19 protein-coding genes and 1 tRNA gene are annotated in these 17,243 nt (G+C 65.5%); 11 read left to right on the top strand and 9 right to left on the bottom strand.

Annotation, left to right across the window (positions count from 1 at the left end; translation table 11 throughout):
• From QZ281_RS01360 to arsH, 3 genes are all read right to left on the bottom strand, one after another.
• A partial coding sequence (locus QZ281_RS01360) for an acyltransferase (protein WP_292223805.1) occupies positions 1–613 on the bottom strand: 613 nt, incomplete at its 3' end.
• A 66-nt stretch (positions 614–679) separates the two neighbouring features.
• The gene (gene folE, locus QZ281_RS01355) at positions 680–1,267 is read right to left on the bottom strand and encodes a GTP cyclohydrolase I FolE (protein WP_292223802.1); all 588 of its coding nucleotides are present in this window, start codon (positions 1,265–1,267) and stop codon (positions 680–682) included.
• Positions 1,268–1,341: 74 nt separating this feature from the next.
• Complete coding sequence (arsH, locus tag QZ281_RS01350) at positions 1,342–2,064, bottom strand: arsenical resistance protein ArsH (RefSeq protein ID WP_292223801.1); 723 nt, start codon at positions 2,062–2,064, stop codon at positions 1,342–1,344.
• Positions 2,065–2,102: 38 nt separating this feature from the next.
• On the opposite strand from arsH, the gene QZ281_RS01345 reads away from it, so the two are divergent.
• The 7 genes from QZ281_RS01345 to cckA all read left to right on the top strand — a co-directional run bounded on the left by QZ281_RS01345 (position 2,103) and on the right by cckA (position 8,220).
• On the top strand, positions 2,103–2,459 hold the full coding sequence (locus tag QZ281_RS01345) for a helix-turn-helix transcriptional regulator (protein WP_292223799.1): 357 nt from the start codon (positions 2,103–2,105) through the stop codon (positions 2,457–2,459).
• 9 nt (positions 2,460–2,468) lie between these two features.
• On the top strand, positions 2,469–3,524 hold the full coding sequence (gene arsB, locus QZ281_RS01340) for an ACR3 family arsenite efflux transporter (RefSeq protein ID WP_292223797.1): 1,056 nt from the start codon (positions 2,469–2,471) through the stop codon (positions 3,522–3,524).
• Positions 3,521–3,919: an arsenate reductase family protein gene (locus QZ281_RS01335; protein ID WP_292223795.1), complete on the top strand. Its 399-nt coding sequence runs from the start codon at positions 3,521–3,523 to the stop codon at positions 3,917–3,919. The genes arsB and QZ281_RS01335 overlap by 4 nt, the downstream gene beginning before the upstream one ends.
• A gap of 110 nt (positions 3,920–4,029) precedes the next feature.
• A complete protein-coding gene (gene fliQ, locus QZ281_RS01330) occupies positions 4,030–4,293 on the top strand; it encodes a flagellar biosynthesis protein FliQ (RefSeq protein ID WP_292223793.1) in 264 nt (87 codons plus the stop codon).
• Entirely contained in the window at positions 4,293–5,066 is a 774-nt protein-coding gene (fliR, locus tag QZ281_RS01325; protein ID WP_292223790.1) for a flagellar biosynthetic protein FliR, read from the top strand. The genes fliQ and fliR overlap by 1 nt, the downstream gene beginning before the upstream one ends.
• Positions 5,059–6,135 carry a flagellar biosynthesis protein FlhB gene (gene flhB, locus QZ281_RS01320; RefSeq protein WP_292223788.1) on the top strand — a complete coding sequence of 359 codons (1,077 nt, stop codon included), beginning with the start codon at positions 5,059–5,061 and terminating at the stop codon, positions 6,133–6,135. Before fliR ends, flhB begins: the two co-directional genes overlap by 8 nt.
• A gap of 51 nt (positions 6,136–6,186) precedes the next feature.
• The gene (gene cckA / locus QZ281_RS01315; RefSeq protein WP_292223785.1) at positions 6,187–8,220 is read left to right on the top strand and encodes a cell cycle histidine kinase CckA; all 2,034 of its coding nucleotides are present in this window, start codon (positions 6,187–6,189) and stop codon (positions 8,218–8,220) included.
• A gap of 51 nt (positions 8,221–8,271) precedes the next feature.
• On the opposite strand, the gene prmC is transcribed toward cckA, so the two are convergent.
• Positions 8,272–9,186, bottom strand: coding sequence for a peptide chain release factor N(5)-glutamine methyltransferase (gene prmC, locus QZ281_RS01310; RefSeq protein ID WP_292223784.1), 915 nt, complete (start codon positions 9,184–9,186; stop codon positions 8,272–8,274).
• A 9-nt stretch (positions 9,187–9,195) separates the two neighbouring features.
• Here prmC and QZ281_RS01305 point away from each other — a divergent pair, with 9 nt between their 5' ends.
• Positions 9,196–10,542 carry a YihY/virulence factor BrkB family protein gene (locus tag QZ281_RS01305; RefSeq protein WP_292223782.1) on the top strand — a complete coding sequence of 449 codons (1,347 nt, stop codon included), beginning with the start codon at positions 9,196–9,198 and terminating at the stop codon, positions 10,540–10,542.
• A gap of 4 nt (positions 10,543–10,546) precedes the next feature.
• Here QZ281_RS01305 and hslU read toward each other — a convergent pair whose 3' ends face one another.
• Together hslU and ppa are read right to left on the bottom strand one after the other, a co-directional pair.
• Positions 10,547–11,845: an ATP-dependent protease ATPase subunit HslU gene (gene hslU, locus QZ281_RS01300; protein WP_292223779.1), complete on the bottom strand. Its 1,299-nt coding sequence runs from the start codon at positions 11,843–11,845 to the stop codon at positions 10,547–10,549.
• A 160-nt stretch (positions 11,846–12,005) separates the two neighbouring features.
• Positions 12,006–12,563 carry an inorganic diphosphatase gene (gene ppa, locus QZ281_RS01295; protein ID WP_292223777.1) on the bottom strand — a complete coding sequence of 186 codons (558 nt, stop codon included), beginning with the start codon at positions 12,561–12,563 and terminating at the stop codon, positions 12,006–12,008.
• Between the two features lie 127 nt (positions 12,564–12,690).
• Between ppa and QZ281_RS01290 the strand changes: the two genes are divergently transcribed.
• Positions 12,691–13,374 carry a DUF599 family protein gene (locus QZ281_RS01290; protein ID WP_292223776.1) on the top strand — a complete coding sequence of 228 codons (684 nt, stop codon included), beginning with the start codon at positions 12,691–12,693 and terminating at the stop codon, positions 13,372–13,374.
• A 251-nt stretch (positions 13,375–13,625) separates the two neighbouring features.
• Here the strand turns inward: QZ281_RS01290 and QZ281_RS01285 are convergent, their stop codons facing one another.
• Positions 13,626–14,450 carry an N-formylglutamate amidohydrolase gene (locus QZ281_RS01285; protein WP_292223774.1) on the bottom strand — a complete coding sequence of 275 codons (825 nt, stop codon included), beginning with the start codon at positions 14,448–14,450 and terminating at the stop codon, positions 13,626–13,628.
• A 114-nt stretch (positions 14,451–14,564) separates the two neighbouring features.
• Here QZ281_RS01285 and cpdR point away from each other — a divergent pair, with 114 nt between their 5' ends.
• Positions 14,565–14,921, top strand: a complete 357-nt coding sequence (gene cpdR / locus QZ281_RS01280; RefSeq protein WP_054764657.1) for a cell cycle two-component system response regulator CpdR — start codon at positions 14,565–14,567, stop codon at positions 14,919–14,921.
• 123 nt (positions 14,922–15,044) lie between these two features.
• Positions 15,045–15,119, top strand: a tRNA-Val gene (locus QZ281_RS01275).
• A gap of 193 nt (positions 15,120–15,312) precedes the next feature.
• Here QZ281_RS01275 and nagA read toward each other — a convergent pair.
• Positions 15,313–16,449: an N-acetylglucosamine-6-phosphate deacetylase gene (gene nagA, locus QZ281_RS01270; RefSeq protein WP_292223772.1), complete on the bottom strand. Its 1,137-nt coding sequence runs from the start codon at positions 16,447–16,449 to the stop codon at positions 15,313–15,315.
• The coding region (locus tag QZ281_RS01265; protein WP_292223770.1) for an SIS domain-containing protein at positions 16,449–17,243 on the bottom strand (795 nt) is incomplete at its 5' end. The genes QZ281_RS01265 and nagA, both read right to left, overlap by 1 nt.

The raw sequence follows: 17,243 nt of genomic DNA, 5'->3' as shown, positions 1-17,243 counted from the left end.
AGCCCAGCAGGCTCCAGCACAGCTGATTGGCGACCAGATAGGCGCCGATCCCGGTCGCCAGCGCCGCCCACGGACCCAGACGCATCAGGCCGCGGATGATCCACGGGAAGCACAGGTAGCAGCCGATCAGGGCCGAGATGGACCAGGTCGGCGCATTCCAGCCCAGACCGCCGTAGACGCCATAGGATTGCAGCAGCAGAAGCTGCGCAGGCAGTTGGTCCCAGCGGAACCATTCGGGATTGCGCGGCGCAACGCCGGCCGCCGTGCTCAGCAGCACCAGCGCCACCAGCGACAGGCCCATGATCAGGTGGGCAGGGGTGACGCGCAGGAAGCGTTTCAGGAAGAAGTCCGTCGGCGACATCCGGCCCTTGTCCACCGCCGCGCCATAGACGCGCATCAGCACATAGCCGGAATCGATCAGGAAGAAGTTGGTCAGCAGGAAGCCGCCGCGCTCGAACACCGGATGCAGGTGCTCGGCCAGCGGGAACGGACCGGCGGCCTGGAAGTGGTGCAGGATGATCAGGAAGGCCACGATGAAACGCAGGGCGTCCAACCAGCCGCCACGCGCGATCGGCGTTGTGTCATTCCGGGTCGAAATCAGCGTCCAGGGCATCAGATCCGCCTCCTCTGCCTGTATGGACGCAAAAGGTGGACCAATCCCCTGCCGGAATGGTGAATCCTAGCCGCGCACCAGACGCAGGAACTCCTCGCGGGTGCGGGGATCGTCGCGGACCACGCCGATCAGGTGGCTGGTCGACAGGCTGGCGCCCGGCGCATTTACGCCGCGCAGGGTCATGCAGGAGTGCTCGGCCTCGATGACCACGCCGACGCCGTGGGGGCGCAGGACGGTCTGGATGGCCTCGGCGATCTCAGAGGTCATCTTCTCTTGAATCTGCAGGCGACGGGCGAAACCGCGCACCACGCGCGCCAGCTTGGAGATGCCCACGACCCGGTCGGTCGGCAGATAGGCGACGTGCGCCTTGCCCACGACCGGCAGCATGTGGTGCTCGCAGAAGCTGACGAAACGGATGTCCTTCAGCACCACCAGTTGGTCGTAGCCGCCCGTCTCCTCGAAGGTCTTCTCCAGATAGGACAGAGGGTCCGTCTCATAGCCTTCGAACAGTTCGCGATAGCTGCGCGCCACCCGCGCAGGCGTCTCCAGCAGACCCTCGCGGTCGGGATTGTCGCCCGCCCACTGGATCAGGGTGCGGACGGCGGCTTCGGCTTCGGCCTGGGAGACGGAGGGCTTGGAGGGCGTATCGGTCATGGCCGCCTACATAGCGAGGCTGGTCGGGGAATGGGAGGGCTTCGTCTGCGCTTTCCGGCGGTGAACAGACAGTTTCAGGAGGAGGTCGCCGGAACCGCGTCGGCCAGACTGTCGGCGGCGGGCGAACGGCCCGTCTCCTTTCGCTCGCTGTAGCGGTCCACCAGATAGTCGGCCCGCCCGCGCGTCAGTAGGGTGAATTTGTACAGTTCCTCGATCACGTCCACCAGCCGGTCGTAATAGGGTGAGGGCTTCATGCGCCCGTCTTCATCGAACTCGTTGAAGGCCTTGGCGACCGAGGACTGGTTCGGAATGGTGATCATCCGCATCCAGCGGCCCAGGACCCGCAACTGGTTGACCGTGTTGAAGGATTGGGAGCCTGCGTTCACCTGCATCACCGCCAGGGTCCGTCCCTGCGTCGGCCGGACGCCTGCGCTTTCCAGCGGCAGCCAGTCGATCTGGGACTTGAAGATGCTGGTCATGGCGCCGTGCCGTTCAGGGCTGCACCAGACCTGACCTTCGGACCACAGTGACGCCGCGCGCAGTTCCTGAACCTTCGGGTGGGATGGATCGACACTGTCCGGCTGGGGCAGGTCACGGGGGTCAAAGATGCGGGTTTCGGCGCCGAAGCTGCGTAACAGCCGGTCCGCCTCTTCGATCATCAGGCGGCTGAAGGAGCGTTCGCGCAACGATCCGTACAGCAGCAGGAAGCGCGGCGGATGGGCGAAGTCTGTCGGTTGCAGACGCTCCAGGTTCGGGCGGTCGGCGAAGGCGGTTTCGAGTGCGCGAAGATCGGTCATGACTTCCCATTTGCCAATATTTCGATTATTTGTGAAGTATGGAAATGAAATCGGCCGTCGAGGCCCTCGGCGCCCTGGCGCACGACGGGCGACTGAACATCTTTCGGGCCCTGGTTCGTGCGGGGCCGCAAGGTCTGGCGGCGGGCAGACTGGGCGAAGCGGTAGGCATGGCCGCCAGCACCCTGTCGAACAATCTGAACATCCTGACGCGCGCAGGCCTGACGACCGCCGTGCGCGACGGGCGCTCCATCATCTACGCCGCCGACTATTGCCGGATGGGTGCGCTCTTGGCCTATCTGATGGAGGACTGCTGTCAGGGTTCGCCCGCCGTGTGCGCGCCGCTAAGCGATGTCGTGAACCGGGCGGTCTGCTGTCCGCCCGACGACGGTCAGTAGGGCGGGGCCATGTCGATCTTCGAACGCTATCTGACGCTCTGGGTGTTGGGCTGCATCATGGTCGGCGTGACGCTGGGGGCGGTCGCACCCGGCTTGTTCGCGTCTCTGGCGGGGCTGGAGGTCGCCTCGGTCAATCTGCCGGTCGCGGTGCTGATCTGGCTGATGATCATTCCGATGCTGCTGAAGGTGGACTTCGCCGCCTTGCGTCAGGTCGGGCGTCATTGGCGCGGCATCGGGGTGACCCTATTCATCAACTGGGCGGTGAAGCCGTTCTCGATGGCGGTTCTGGCCTGGCTGTTTCTGTCCGTCCTGTTTCGCCCGCTTCTGCCGCCGGATGAGATCCACAGCTATGTCGCGGGTCTGATCCTGCTGGCGGCGGCGCCCTGTACGGCCATGGTGTTCGTCTGGAGCAATCTGACCCGGGGCGATCCCAACTTCACCCTGTCTCAGGTCGCCCTGAACGACGCGATCATGATCGTGGCCTTCGCCCCCATTGTCGCCCTGTTGCTGGGCCTGTCGTCCATCACCGTGCCATGGAACACCCTGGCCCTGTCGGTGGGCCTCTATATCGTGGTGCCGGTCGTGATCGCCCAGACAATCCGGGGGCTGTTGCTGCGCCGGTCATCTGCTGCGCTCGAGCGCGCGGCCCGTCTTTTCCAGCCGGTGTCACTGGCGGCCCTGCTGGTCACCCTGATCCTGCTGTTCGGGTTTCAGGGCGAGAAGCTGCTGAGCCAGCCGCTCGTCATCGGACTTCTGGCGGTTCCAATCCTGATCCAGGTCAATTTCAACTCGGGTCTGGCCTATCTGCTGAACCGCACGGTGGGAGAGCGCCATAGCATCGCGGGACCATCGGCCCTGATCGGGGCCAGCAACTTCTTTGAACTGTCGGTCGCGGCGGCGATCAGCCTGTTCGGCATCCAGTCTGGCGCAGCCCTGGCCACAGTCGTCGGCGTGCTGATCGAGGTGCCGGTCATGCTGTCGGTCGTCGCGATCGTGAACCGGTCCAAGCCCTGGTACGAATCCGGCGCTCGCGTCCGACGTCTTAAGAACAGAGCGTTATCATGAGCATCGTCATCTATCACAACCCGGCCTGCGGCACCTCGCGCAACACCCTGGCCATGATCCGGGCGTCGGGTGAGGTGCCTGTGGTCGTTGACTATCTTCTGGTCGGTTGGACGGCGGAACTGCTGCAGTCTCTGGCCGCGCAGATCGGTGCGCCGATCCGCAGCCTGATCCGCGACAAGGGCACGCCCGCTCGCGCGCTGGGCCTGTTCGACGAAGGCGTGGATGATGAAACGATCATCGCCGCCATGATCGCCTACCCGGTGATCGTGAACCGTCCCATCGTCGTCTCGGACAGGGGCACCTGCCTGTGCCGCCCATCCGAACTGGTGTTCGATCTTCTTTCCAACCCCGTCGCCCGCTTCACCAAGGAGGACGGCGAGGTGGTCGAGGCCTGAAATTCCATCGAAGGTTCAAAACCAGGCGAAACAGTTAGCGTCTCGTTAACCATCCTCCCGGCATTTTCTGCCCAGTATTTTAGGCCAGTGAATTGCGGGAGCGCAGGGCGATGAACGGCGCGGAAGTTCTGGATATTGGCCGCGACGCCATCTGGCTGACGATCCAACTGTGCCTGCCGATCCTGCTGGTCGGTCTGGTGGTTGGCGTGGTCATCGGCCTGTTTCAGGCCCTGACCCAGATTCAGGAACAGACCCTGATCTATGCGCCCAAGATCATCGCCATCTTTGTTTCGCTGCTGCTGTTCCTGCCTTTGATGGGGGCGCTTCTGGGCGGCTTCATGCGCCAGATCGCCGCGCGCATCGCGGGCATGTAGTGGAAGCCTATGCGACCGCCGATCAGGTCTGGGCCGGCGGTCTGATCTTCGCCCGCATCGGGGCGATCCTGATGCTGCTTCCCGGTTTCGGCGAGGCCTATGTTCCCCCGCGGGTGCGGCTGTCCCTGGCCCTGATCATCTCTCTGGCGCTGTGGCCGGTGGTGCGGACCACCCTGCCGGGCCTGCCCGATACGGTGGGCGGCATGGCGGGATGGATCATTCATGAGGTGGTCGTGGGCCTGATGATCGGCCTGCTGCTGCGCATGTTCATGTCGGCCCTGACCACGGCGGGCGAGATCATCTCGCTGCAGACGACCCTCAGCTTCTCCCAGACCGCCAACCCGATGCAGGCCCAGCCGGGCACGACCCTGGCGGCCTTCCTGACCCTGCTGGGCGTGACCCTGCTGTTCGCCACCAACACCCATCACCTGTTCATCGCCGGCATGGTGGGCTCCTACCGGCTGATCGCCCCGGCCCAGCCCCTGGTGATGAGCGATTTCACCACCATGGCCGTGCGGACCCTGGGCGACAGTTTCCTGTTGGGGGTGCAACTGGCGGCGCCGGTTCTGGTGTTCGCCCTGATCTTCAATCTGGCGTCCGGCCTGATCGCGCGGGTCATGCCGTCGTTCCAGGTCTATTTCGCTGCTGCGCCGCTGAGCGTGATCCTGGGCCTGTCGATCTTTGCGCTCAGCCTGGGCGCGCTGGGGACCGTCTTCATCGACCGTTACCGCCGTCTGGCGGACGTCTTCGTCTCAGGAGGCATTGGTGGCTGAAGGCGCCGATCCCGAGTCGAAAACAGAAGAGGCCACCCCGCGAAAACTTGCCGACGCGCGCAAGAAGGGTGACTCTGCCAAGTCGCCGGATGTCGCCCAGGTCATGTCGCTGGCGGGGGCGGCGGCGGTCATTCTGGGGGCAGGCGGCTGGTTCGCCTCATCCATCGCCGAGCAGATGGTCCCCTTCATCGCCTCGCCGCATCAGATGCTGGGCGTGTTGAATGCGGGGGCGGGCAATCAGATCATGGGCAAGGCCCTGTGGGCCATGGCGCCGTTTCTGGGCGCGATCATGCTGGCCACCATCATCGGCGGCGTCGGCGGCAATGTCGCCCAGTCCGGCCTGGTCTTCACCGCCGAGAAGCTGAAGCCCAAATGGTCGTCGATCAGTCCGCTGAGCGGGTTCAAGCGCATCTATGGGCCGGACGGACTGATGCAGTTCGTCAAGACCTTCCTGAAGTTGACGGCCGTCTGCGCCGTCTGCTGGTTCGCGTTGAAGCCCCATGCGCGCGAGTTCGAGAACATGGTGGGCATGAGCCCCGCCGACCTGCTGCCGCTGGCGCGGGACATGGCCATGAAGCTGTTCTTTGCGGCCCTGATCCTGCTGGCGGCGACGGCGGGCGCCGACTTCATCTGGCAGAAGCTGCGCTTCGCCAAGCGGATGCGGATGACCAAGGAAGAGCTGAAGGAAGACTACAAGCAGTCCGAGGGCGACCCCCACGTCAAGGCCAAGCTGAAGCAGATCCGCATGCAGCGCAGCCGCCAGCGGATGATGGCCAATGTGCCCAAGGCCACTGTCATCGTCACCAACCCGACCCACTATTCGGTGGCGCTGCGCTATGAGCCGGATCAGGGCGACGGCGCGCCCATCTGCGTGGCCAAGGGCGTCGACGCCCTGGCCCTGCGCATCCGGGAAGTCGCGACCGAGCACGGCGTGCCGATCGTCGAGAACGTGCCCCTGGCCCGCGCTCTCTATGCGACGGTCGAGGTCGACGAGGTCATTCCGCGCGAGCATTTCGACGCCGCCGCCAAGATCATCGGCTTCGTCTTCCAGTCGCGTAAGCGTCGGTAAGAAGGCGTCAGGATTTCAGCGTATGATCCGACCACTGATTCGCGAGGCCGCATGACGTCCACCCGTCGCCTTCCGTTCGATCCGATGCTGATCGTGATGGCCCTTGGGTTCGTCGTGGCGGTGGGCGCCCTGGCCTATCCGGCGTTCCGCACGAATCCGACCTCGGCGCCGGGGCTGATCCTGATCCTGACCGTGGGCCTGATCGCCCTGATCGGCCTGTTCGCCTTCCGTCGAGCCGAGACGCCCAAGGGATCGACCGACGCGGTCATCGACATGCTGGACGCCATGGCCGAGCCTGCGGCCCTGGTCTGGGATTCCGGCCAGGTGCTGGCCTTCAACGGGGCCTGGGCCGAGGCCAACGGCACGACCACGGCCCTGCCGCGTGGCAAGTCGGCCCAGGCTCTTTACATGGCCTTCGCCCAGGCCCGTCAGGGTCAGCCGGGCCACGCCATCGTCCAGATCGGCGAGCGCGAGATCGAGGTGGTGATCGGCCAGGCAGGGCAGGGGCGTTATCTGATGCGCGCGGCCCCTGACGCCGTCCTGCCCATGGCCGCAGCGCCCGCACAGGCCGTGGCCTCCGTCTCCGGCGAGGCTCGGGCCATGGCGGCGGGCGCGCCCTTCGGGTCGGCGGTCATCGGCGGCGAGGACCTGTTCGCGGGCCGTGCGGAGGACGCCAATGCGGCTCTGGCCGTGTTGACCTGCCCCGGCGCTGCGGGCGACGCCGCCTTTGGTCATCTGTTCGAGCTCGGCGGCGTGACCGAGGCGCGGGCGCGTCTGGCCTCGGGCGCGTCGGGTCCTATCGAACTGGTCGCCCGCGCCTTTCCCGACAAGATGCTGCATCTGTATGTGGCGCCCGAGGGCGACAAGCGCCGCATCTGGCTGTTCGATGTCTCGGCCCAGAAGTCGATGGAGCTGCAGCTTTCGCAGGCCCAGAAGATGCAGGCCGTGGGCCAGCTGGCCGGGGGCGTGGCCCATGACTTCAACAACCTGCTGACCGCGATCCAGCTACAGCTGTCGGGCCTTCTGGAGCGGCATCCCGTCGGCGACCCCTCCTATGAGGGACTGAACGAAATCCGCCAGACAGCCATCCGCGCCGCTGATCTGGTGCGCAAGCTTCTGGCCTTCTCGCGCAAGTCGACTGTGCGACGTGAGCGTCTGGATCTGGGCGAACTGGTGGGCGAGTTCTCCATCCTGCTGCGCCGCCTGCTGCGCGAAGACGTGCGGCTGGAGACGGACTACGGCCGCGACCTGCCGGTGGTGCTGGCGGACAAGTCCCAGTTGGAGACCGCCGTCATGAACCTGGCGGTCAACGCCCGCGACGCCATGCGCGGCGTGGTCGAGCCGGGCGACGCCGTCGTCACCATCACCACGCGCCGTCTGACGGGCGATGAGGCGCGCGGCCTGGGCTGGGCGGGGGCGACGACGGACGAGGTGGCTCTGATCGAGGTGTCGGACACCGGCCCCGGCGTGCCGTTCGAACTGGTCGACAAGATTTTCGAACCCTTCTTCACCACCAAGGCGGTGAACGAGGGCACCGGCATGGGGCTGGCCACCGTCTATGGCATCGCCCAGCAGGCGGGCGGCCATATCACCGTCAGCAATATCGAAGGAAAAGGCGCCGCCTTCCGCATCTTCCTGCCCGCTGCGGGCGAGGCGGAACTGGCCGAGGTCCAGCCGGTCGAGGTCAAGGTCAAGGCGCCGCGTGACCTGTCCGGCGCCGGGCGCATCCTGTTCGTCGAGGACGAAGACGCCGTGCGCGGCATCGCCGCCCGCCTGCTGCGCCAGCGGGGCTATGAGGTGATCGAGGCCTGCGACGGTGAAGAGGCCCTGATCCTTGCCGAGGAACATGCGGGTCAGATCGACATGATGATCTCCGATGTCATCATGCCCGGCCTGGACGGCCCGTCCCTGCTGAAAAAGGCGCGCCAGTATCTGGGCGATGCGCCGGTGATGTTCATCTCCGGCTATGCCGAAAGCGACTTCTCCGACCTGCTTCAGGACGAAGTCGGTGTCTCCTTCCTGCCCAAGCCGCTCGACATCAAGACCCTGGCCGAACGCGTGAAGCAGGAACTGCACGCGGCCTGATGCGTCATCCTCCGGGGCGTGCGCCGACCGGAGGATGACCAAAGCGGATCATTACGCCTGCGGAATCGGGTTGGTGCGGGGGTTGGGGCCGTTGGTGACCACGCGGTCGCGTTCGCCCAGATCCTTGATGATCTTCACATCGGTGAAGCCGACCGCCTCGAACAGTTCTTTGACCTGCGGGCCCTGATCCCAGCCGATCTCGACGGCGAAGACGCCCAAGGGCTTGAGGATACGTTTGATCTCGGGCGCGAGGTCACGATAGGCCTGAAGGCCGTCCGGGCCGCCGTCCAGCGCCAGATGCGGATCATGGTCGCGCACTTCCGGGTCGAGACCGGCGATATGGTCGGTCGGGATATAGGGCGGGTTGGACATGACCAGATCAAAGCTGGCGTCGCCAAAGCCCGCCGCCCATTCGGTGCGCAGGAAGGTGGCGCGGTCGTTCAGGTCCAGATTCGCAGCGTTCTCCTTGGCGACGGCCAGGGCCTCGCTGGAGATGTCGGTGCCGACGCCGGTCGCGCCTGTCCGCTCGGTGAGCAGGGCCAGCAGGATGGCGCCCGAGCCGGTGCCCAGGTCGATGGCGGTGAACCGTTCCTGCGGCGTGAAGGCCAGCATGGCGATGTCCATGATGGTCTCGGTGTCCGGGCGCGGGCTGAGCACGTCGGGCGTGACGTTCAGGATGATCTTCCAGAAGCCCTTCTTGCCGATGATGCGCGAAACAGGCTCGCGTTTCAGGCGGCGTTCGACCATGGTTTCATAGGCGGCCTGCTGCTGCTCTGTGATGACCCTGTAAGGATCTGTCAGAATGTCCATGCGGCTGGCGTCGGCGGCGGCCTCAAGCAGCAGGCGGGCGTCGATGGCGGGGCTGTCGATGCGGCCAGCCTTCAGCTTGGCCTGCGCGGACTTCCAGACGGTCAGCAGGGTTGCGGCGCCGTCGGCGGGCTTGGGAGAGAGAGGTTCGGTGGTCATGGCGATTGATTGGCCCTTCACGGCGGCGATTTCAAGTTGGGCGTGGAACGCGTCGGCGGCCTCGCCGTTCGCCGTCTGATGGCCAAATCAAAGACTTCCAGCGTCGACCTCATCCGTCGTCTGTTTTCGTCCCCTCGCTCCGGGCGAGGCTCACGCGGAGGCCCGAGGGGGCTTTGGCAGTTCGTCGTCGCGGCGGCGGGCGGGCTGGCTGCGGGGGCGGGCGCTGCGCACCTCCTCTACACGCAGGGGCACAGGGTCGGGGTCGACCTGCGGCTGGAGAGGCCGGCTGAGCCGCCGCCCGCTCCCCCGACGCCTGAGGATTTCGAGGCCGAGGAGCCGGGTCGTGGCCGCATGGCCCAACGCCCGGAACAGATCCCCCGCAAGGGCTGGACCGATATTCTTTGGCGAGCGGTCTCGTCCTATTTCAGCAATCGCGTGGGCTTTGTCTCGGGCGGCGTGACCTTCTTCACCCTGCTGTCGCTGTTCCCGCTGATGGGTACGTTCGTGACCCTGTACGGCCTGTTCGCCAACCCGGCGGATGCCTGGGGTCGGCTGCATTTCCTCTATTCGATCCTGCCCGACAGCATCGCCGAGTTCCTCGGCGCGCAGATGCAGCGTCTGGCCGAGAACTCGAACGGGCAGCTGACCTTCACCCTGATCTGGACCCTGCTGCTGTCGCTGTGGACGGCGAACGGGGCGGTGAAGATGCTCTTCTACGGCATCAACGTCGCCTATCACGAGGTCGAGAAGCGCAATATCGTTCGTTACAACCTGCTGTGCATGGGCTTCACCATCGGGGGCCTGGTGGCGGTGCTGGTGTCGTCGGGTCTGGTGGTCGGCGTGCCGGTGGTGGTCAAGCTGTTCGGGCTGGAGGAGGAATGGGGCCTGTTCGCCCCCCTGCGCTGGCCGATCCTGCTGGTCGGCTATGTGGCCGCCCTGACCCTGATCTATCGGCTGGCGCCCTGCCGGGAAAAGGCGCGCTGGCGCTGGCTGACGCCGGGCGCAATCTTCGCCGCCGTGGTCAGTGTGACCCTGTCGTTCGTGTTCAGCTGGTACCTGAACAATTTCGTGCGGACGGACAGCTACGGCCCGCTGGCGGCCATCATGGGTTTCCTGCTGTGGACCTGGCTGTCGGTGCAGGTGATCCTGATGGGCGCCGCCCTGAACGCCGAGATCGAGCATCAGACGGCGGTGGACACCACGACCGGCAAGGCCAAGCCGATCGGGGAGCGCGGGGCCAAGGTCGCCGACGGCGTGGGCGCGCGGCGCAAGAACCCCGCCGCCCTGGCCTACACCCAGCGTCAGGCCGCCGCTGTCGCCGAACGTCTGCGCAGACGGCGGCGACAGCGGGGTTGATCGATCACAGGATGAAGCGGCTCAGGTCCACGTCCTTGGTCAGGGCGTTCAGCTTTTCACGCACGGCGGCGCCGTCAAAGCTGATGGTCTGGCCCGACAGGTCAGAGGCCTTGAAGCTGGTTTCCTCCAGCACCCGCTCCAGCACGGTCTGAAGTCTGCGCGCACCGATGTTCTCGACGGCGGAGTTGGCCGCCACCGCTGCATCGGCCAGGGCCTCGACCGCATCGTCGGTGAAGGTCAGGGTGACTTCTTCCGTCGCGAGCAGGGCCTGGTTCTGACGGATCAGGTTGGCTTCCGGCTCGGTCAGGATGCGCTTGAAGTCATCGCGCGTCAGGGCCTTCAACTCGACCCGGATCGGCAGGCGGCCCTGTAGCTCGGGCAGCAAATCCGAGGGCTTGGCCACATGGAAGGCGCCGGAGGCGATGAACAGCACATGGTCCGTCTTCACTGGCCCGTATTTGGTCGAGACGGTGGTGCCTTCGATCAGGGGCAGCAGGTCGCGCTGGACCCCTTCGCGCGACACGTCGCCGCCCGAGGCGCCCTGACGGGCCGCCACCTTGTCTATCTCGTCCAGGAAGACGATGCCTTCGTTTTCGGCCAGGATCAGGGCTTCTTTGGTCAGGCTGTCCTGATCCAGCAGCTTGTCGCCTTCTTCGGCGATTAGGGGGGCGGTGGCGTCGCGCACGGTCAGCTTGACCGTCTTGGTGCGTCCGCCGCCCATCTTGCCTAGCATCTCGGTCAGGTTCAGCAGGCCGACATTGCCGCCGGGAATGTCCAATCCCTGCACAGGCGAGGCGTTGTCGGCCAGGGCGATCTCGATCTCCTTGTCGTCCAGTTCGCCGGCGCGCAGCTTCTTGCGGAAGCTGTCGCGGGTCGCGGGGCCTGAGCCGGGGCCGACCAGGGCATCCAGAATACGGTCTTCCGCCGCGCCCTCGGCCCGTGCCCGGACCTCGCCGCGCCTGCGGTCGCGCACCATGACCAGCGCGCTTTCGACCAGATCACGCATGATCTGATCCACGTCGCGGCCGACATAGCCGACCTCGGTGAACTTGGTCGCCTCGACCTTCAGGAAGGGCGATCCGGCCAGCTTGGCCAGACGCCGCGCGATCTCGGTCTTGCCCACGCCCGTCGGGCCGATCATCAGGATGTTCTTGGGCGTGACCTCGTCGCGCAGGTCTTCCGGCACGCGCTTCCTGCGCCAGCGGTTGCGCAGGGCGACGGCGACGGCGCGCTTGGCGTCATCCTGGCCGACGATATAGCGATCGAGTTCTGAAACGATTTCGCGGGGGGACAGATCAGTCATGTCGTCCAGATAGGGCGCGATGAAGTGAAGCGGGAGGGGGCAGGGCGTCGCGCTGCGAGATTGATGCCCTTCTTCATTTCCGGGCTGCGGCGCTGCTCAGCAAAAAGGCGCCGCTCCGGGTGGAGGGCGCCTTTTAACGTCTGTCGTTGTCGTCGCCGGATCAGGCGGCGTTGGCGGCCTTCTTGGCCAGCTTGTCCTGATGGGCCTTCATGCCCGCCTCGATCAGGGCGGCGGCTTCGCCTGCGTCGCCCCAGCCCTTGACGGTGACCGACTTGCCCTTCTCCAGATCCTTGTAGCGGGTGAAGAAGTGTTCGATCTGTTCGATCAGGATGGCCGGCAGCTGACGATAGCTGGCGACATCGGTGTAATAGGGGTTCAGCTTGTCGACCGGCACGGCCAGGATCTTCTCGTCACCGCCGGCTTCGTCTTCCATCAGCAGCACGCCGATGGGGCGCGAGCGGATGACGCAGCCCGGAACGACCGGCGTCGGGTTCAGCACGATCACGTCGCAGGGGTCGCCGTCATCCGACAGGGTGTGCGGGATGAAGCCGTAGTTGCCCGGATAGTACATGGCGGTGTGCAGGAAGCGGTCGACGAACAGGGCGCCGGAGTCCTTGTCCATCTCGTACTTCACCGGCAGGCCGCCCTGCGGGATTTCGATGACGACGTTGACGTCCCAGGGAGCGTTGGGGCCGACCGGAATGGCGTCGAGGTTCATGGCGATCTTCTGCTGCGACTGCGAAATTCAAAGGGCGAGGGGTGATAGGCCCCACAGGCCGTCACGGCAAGCGCGACTTTGGGCGACGGGCTTGCGCGGCGATGGCGACTGAGGCCAATCATACGAAATGACCTGGTTCGATTGGGCCGCCCTGGCGCTGTTTTTCATCTGCTGGCTTGGCTACGGGCCGATCCTGAAGTTCATCGGCCGTCATGGCGGTTCGCTTAATGATGACATGATCCATGTCCGCCGGGCGTGGATGACGTCGATGACGCACCGGGAGCTGAAGCTGATCGACAGCCAGCTGATGGGGCATTCGATCAACTCGGCCTCCTTCTTCGCCTCCACCAATCTGCTGCTGATCGCTGCTGTCGCGGGCATATTGTTTGGCGGCGAGGCGGCGCTGAAGGGGTTCGCCTTCGTCGGCGCCGAACAGGTGCCGGTGCGGATGCTGGAGGCCAAGCTGGCCTTGGTCCTGATCTGTCTGGCGCGTGGCTTCCTCGACTTCATCTGGGCGCTGCGCCAGATGAACTACACCCTGGCCATGATCGGCGCTGCGCCGGAAATCCATCATGAGACGGACCGAAAGGCGTTCAGCGCCGCTGCGGCCCAGTTGCTGAACCCGGCGCTCAGCTCGTTCAGTCAGGGGGTGCGGGGCTATTATTTCGCCCTGGCGGCGGCGGCCTGGTTGTTCGGGCCGTTGTGGCTGGCCTTGGGGGTGGCCTCTTCGTTCAGCCTGCTGATCTATCGCCAGGAGGCCTCGCCCGCCGCCCGCGCCATACGCAGCGCCCGTCGTCTGCTGGGGGATTAGGAGCGTCATTTCGCAACTGCGAAATGAATGGATTCAAAGCCCTGCAAATCCGAACGGTGTTAGCGATAACAATAATGCAAAACCGTTACACAGCGTGACATCAAAACCGCTGATTGGGCTTGACCCATTGTGCATCGCAACCTAGATTGACCTTCGACGCCTCCGGGCGTCTTGCCCTTCCTGGGCGTTTCCTCCCTATAGACTTTATATGCCGCGTCCTCGGACGCGGCTTTTTTTTGACTTATCGCTGATCAGTCGGCCCAGTCTTGGGCACACAGAGCGGCGATCACGCGTGACAGGGCCTTGCGTGTGCGGTCATGGGCGGCGTTGGGCGTCAGGGCCGCCTCGTCCAGATAGAGGCCGCGGCTGATTTCGATCTGGATCGCCTCAAAACCCTCTTCAGGCCGTCCCCAACTGTGGGTGGACCAGCCCCCGGCATAGGGGTGGTTCAGGGCCACCCGCCAGCCCAGTCCCTCGAACAGGCCGCGCAGCGCCCGCGTCAGTCTGGCGTCGCAAGATGATCCATGCCGGTCGCCCAACACGACCTCGGCGCCGACCGCACGCGACGGCATTGAGTGCCAGTCGATCAGGATGGCGCGTCCGTGTCTGGCGCGCGTCGTCTGCATCAGGTCGTTGAGGGCGGTGTGATAGGGGGCGTGCGCCGTCTCGATCCGACGTTCGGCCTCGGCGCGTGACAGGGTGCGATCATAAAGCGGCGCGCCGTCCCCGCCCAAACGAGGAATGACGCCGAACCCCGCGGCGGTCTTCAGGCCGACTGGACCTTCCACGCCGTTGATCAGGGCGGGGTCCAGTTCAGACGGGTCGCGGTTCAGATCGACATAGGCGCGGCCTATGCGGCTTTCGATCAGCGGTGCGCCATGCGCCGGGCCGCTGGAAACCAGGCTGGCGACCAGGGCGTCCTCTGCGCTGCGCAGGCTGTGCTGCGTCAGGTTGGGCGCTGCGTTCATGTCGACGGGATAGTGGTCGCCCGAGTGGGGCGAGGCGAACACCAGCGGAATCGGGCGCGCCGTCTCGGGCGGCCGGGTGATGGTGAAACTGGCCGCGCCCTCGGTCATATTCCCCGCATAGCGGGTTTCGCTGTGGAGGGAAGTCGGCTGACCGGTGAATTTCATCGCCAGTTTACTGTTGCGGGCCTAGCCTTAGGGCTTGGTCCTTGGGGAAAAATCGACATGGCGCGCATCCTTCTGGCTGAAGATGACAGTTCTCTGCGAGGATTCCTGACGCGCGCGCTGGAGCGGGCTGGTCATCAGGTGATTGACTGCGAGAACGGTGACGACGCCATCGACGCCCTGGAGCACGGTCCCTACGACCTGCTGCTGACCGACATCGTCATGCCGGGTGCGGATGGGATCGAGGTGGCCCGCGTCGCCGCCGCCCGCCAGCCGGGCCTGCGCATCATGTTCATCACCGGCTTCGCCGCCGTCGCCCTGACCGCCGCCCAAGCCTCGCCCCAGGCCAAGGTCCTGTCCAAGCCGGTCCACCTGCGTGACCTGGTCAACGAAGTCGAACGTATGGTCGCCGCCTGACGGTTGGTCAGACAGGGGTTTTTCAGAAATCGTAATTTTGCCGCGAAAGCAGCTTGATACGGGCGGAACGTGCAGCTATACGACCGCCCTTGCCGCTCACGAACATATCTGAGCGGGCCCGGCGGATGCGTAGCTCAGCGGGAGAGCACCTCGTTGACATCGAGGGGGTCACAGGTTCAATCCCTGTCGCGTCCACCATTTTCTTATAAAAAATATGCCTTTCTGGCACACCCGCCCAGGGCACAGCATTCCAGATTTCGTGTATGCAGATTGCTGCGCATGGGGCTGGTGGCTGGCCGTTACGATGTGTTCGCGGCCTGCAATACGCATGTCTATTGGTGTGTCTGCACGATAGCGCAGGCACTCGAATCCTGAAGTCGCAGCCTTCCGCCTAGTCGGCGGCGATGCCGCTGATCCAGGTCTGGGCCGTTGTGAAGTCGTCGTTCAGCAGGGTCAGGTCGGCCAGATATCCCGGTGCGATGGCGCCGCGTTGGTCGGTCATTCCTAGGAAGGCGGCGGGGGCGGCGGAGGCCATGCTGACGGCGGTGCTCAGGTCGACGCCTAGGCGCTCGACCGTATTTTTGACGGCGGCGGCCATGTCGAGGTCTGATCCGGCCAGAACGCCTGCGTCATCGCGGCAGACGCCGTCCTTTACTGTGATGCGGCGGCCGTGCAGGAAGAAGTGGTCAGCGTCGGCGCCGACGCTGGGCATGGCGTCGGTGACCAGCATGAAACGGTCGTGCGGACGGCAGCGCAGGGCGATCTTCAGGGTGGCGGGGTCGACGTGGAAGCCGTCGACGATGATCCCGGCATAGGCGGTCTGGTTCTCCAGCACGGCGCCGACGACGCCGGGCGCACGGTTCTGAAGCTGGGACATGGCGTTGAACAGGTGGGTCACACCGGTCGCGCCCGCATCAAAGGCCGCGCGGGCGGTGGCGTAGTCGGCGTCGGTGTGACCGGCGGCGACCAGTGCGCCCTTTTCGGTCAGGCGTCTGATCCGCTCCGGCGTCGTGGTTTCGGGCGCCAGGGTGATCAGGGTGCGTCCGCCTTTCAGGCGGGTCAGGCGCTCGATGAAGTCGTCTTCCAATACGCGGAACTTGGAGGCGTCGTGGATACCCTTGCGCCGCACGTTCAGGAACGGGCCTTCGATATGGATGCCCAGCACGCCGGGAACGCCTGCGGCAATGGCGGCCTCTACGGCGTCGATGGCGCGGTCGATGACGTCCAGATCGTCGCTGATCAGGGTGGGCAGGAAGCCGGTCGTGCCGAAACGGCGGTGCGCCGCGCCGATGGCCGCGATGCCCTCGACGCTGGTGTCGTCATTGAACAGGACGCCGCCGCCGCCGTTGACCTGGGTGTCGATGAAGCCGGGCGTCAGGGTGCGGCCCTGCAGGTCGATCGCGTCGCCAACCGGGGTTTCGTCGGCGGGGCCGACGGCGATGATCCTGTCGTTTTCAATGACGACGGCCAGACCGTCCTGAAGACCGGCCGGCGTCAGCACGCGGCCGTTGATCAGCTTCTGCTTCATCAGACGGTCTCGGTCACCTTGTTGAGATAAGGGGGCTGGTCGGGGTCATAGCCGCGCGCGACCGACAGTCGGGCGGCCAGGCCATAGAAGCTCTGGATCAGCAGGATCGGCTCCAGCAGCGGATGGCCTGCTGTGGTCGGCAGATTGATGACACGGGGATCGCCGGGATGGCCCGACAGCATGACCTTGGCGCCGCGCGCGGCGAAGGCGCTGGCCAGATCCTCGGCGTCATCGCGGGTGACGTCGGACTGGGCCAGCATCAGCACCGGGAAGTCGGTCTTGACCAAGGCCATCGGGCCGTGACGCACCTCGGCGGTCGAGAAGGCCTCGGCGTGCAGGCCGCAGGTCTCCTTCAGCTTCAGGGCCGCCTCGCGCGCTGCGCCAAAGCCGCCGCCGCGTCCGACGACATACATGTTGGTGGCCGCCTTCAGCGTGGGCAGGGCGGCGCTCCAGTCCTGACGCCAGGCGGCTTCAAGCTGGGCGGGCAGGGCAGCGAGGCCCGCACGCAGGGCATCGTCCTCGGTCCATTCGGCGACCAGATGGGCGATGGCGGTCAGGCTGGCGATGAAGCTCTTGGTCGCGGCGACCGAAAGCTCGGGGCCAGCGCGCAGCGGAATGGTCAGGTCGGCGACGTCCGAAAGGGGGGATCCCTCGACATTGACCAGGGCGATCACAAAGGCGCCGCCTGCCTTGGCGGCGGATGCGGCGGCGACCAGGTCGGGGCTTTTGCCGGATTGCGATACGGACAGGCAGACGCTGCCTTTAAGGTTTAGCTGCCGGTTATAGATTGACGC

Origin of the sequence: Brevundimonas sp. (genome assembly GCF_018608325.1) — a bacterium.
Classification (GTDB): domain Bacteria; phylum Pseudomonadota; class Alphaproteobacteria; order Caulobacterales; family Caulobacteraceae; genus Brevundimonas.
Note: the sequence above shows the minus strand (reverse complement) of the source record. Positions and strands in the feature narration are given on the sequence as shown.

Excerpts from the sequence above, each read along its gene's own strand:
- folE (WP_292223802.1), bottom strand. The coding sequence starts at position 1,267 with ATGACCGATACGCCCTCCAAGCCCTCCGTCTCCCAGGCCGAAGCCGAA.
- arsH (WP_292223801.1), bottom strand. The coding sequence starts at position 2,064 with ATGACCGATCTTCGCGCACTCGAAACCGCCTTCGCCGACCGCCCGAAC.
- QZ281_RS01345 (WP_292223799.1), top strand. The coding sequence starts at position 2,103 with ATGGAAATGAAATCGGCCGTCGAGGCCCTCGGCGCCCTGGCGCACGAC.
- arsB (WP_292223797.1), top strand. The coding sequence starts at position 2,469 with ATGTCGATCTTCGAACGCTATCTGACGCTCTGGGTGTTGGGCTGCATC.
- QZ281_RS01335 (WP_292223795.1), top strand. The coding sequence starts at position 3,521 with ATGAGCATCGTCATCTATCACAACCCGGCCTGCGGCACCTCGCGCAAC.
- fliQ (WP_292223793.1), top strand. The coding sequence starts at position 4,030 with ATGAACGGCGCGGAAGTTCTGGATATTGGCCGCGACGCCATCTGGCTG.
- cckA (WP_292223785.1), top strand. The coding sequence starts at position 6,187 with ATGACGTCCACCCGTCGCCTTCCGTTCGATCCGATGCTGATCGTGATG.
- prmC (WP_292223784.1), bottom strand. The coding sequence starts at position 9,186 with ATGACCACCGAACCTCTCTCTCCCAAGCCCGCCGACGGCGCCGCAACC.
- hslU (WP_292223779.1), bottom strand. The coding sequence starts at position 11,845 with ATGACTGATCTGTCCCCCCGCGAAATCGTTTCAGAACTCGATCGCTAT.
- ppa (WP_292223777.1), bottom strand. The coding sequence starts at position 12,563 with ATGAACCTCGACGCCATTCCGGTCGGCCCCAACGCTCCCTGGGACGTC.
- QZ281_RS01290 (WP_292223776.1), top strand. The coding sequence starts at position 12,691 with ATGACCTGGTTCGATTGGGCCGCCCTGGCGCTGTTTTTCATCTGCTGG.
- QZ281_RS01285 (WP_292223774.1), bottom strand. The coding sequence starts at position 14,450 with ATGACCGAGGGCGCGGCCAGTTTCACCATCACCCGGCCGCCCGAGACG.
- cpdR (WP_054764657.1), top strand. The coding sequence starts at position 14,565 with ATGGCGCGCATCCTTCTGGCTGAAGATGACAGTTCTCTGCGAGGATTC.
- nagA (WP_292223772.1), bottom strand. The coding sequence starts at position 16,449 with ATGAAGCAGAAGCTGATCAACGGCCGCGTGCTGACGCCGGCCGGTCTT.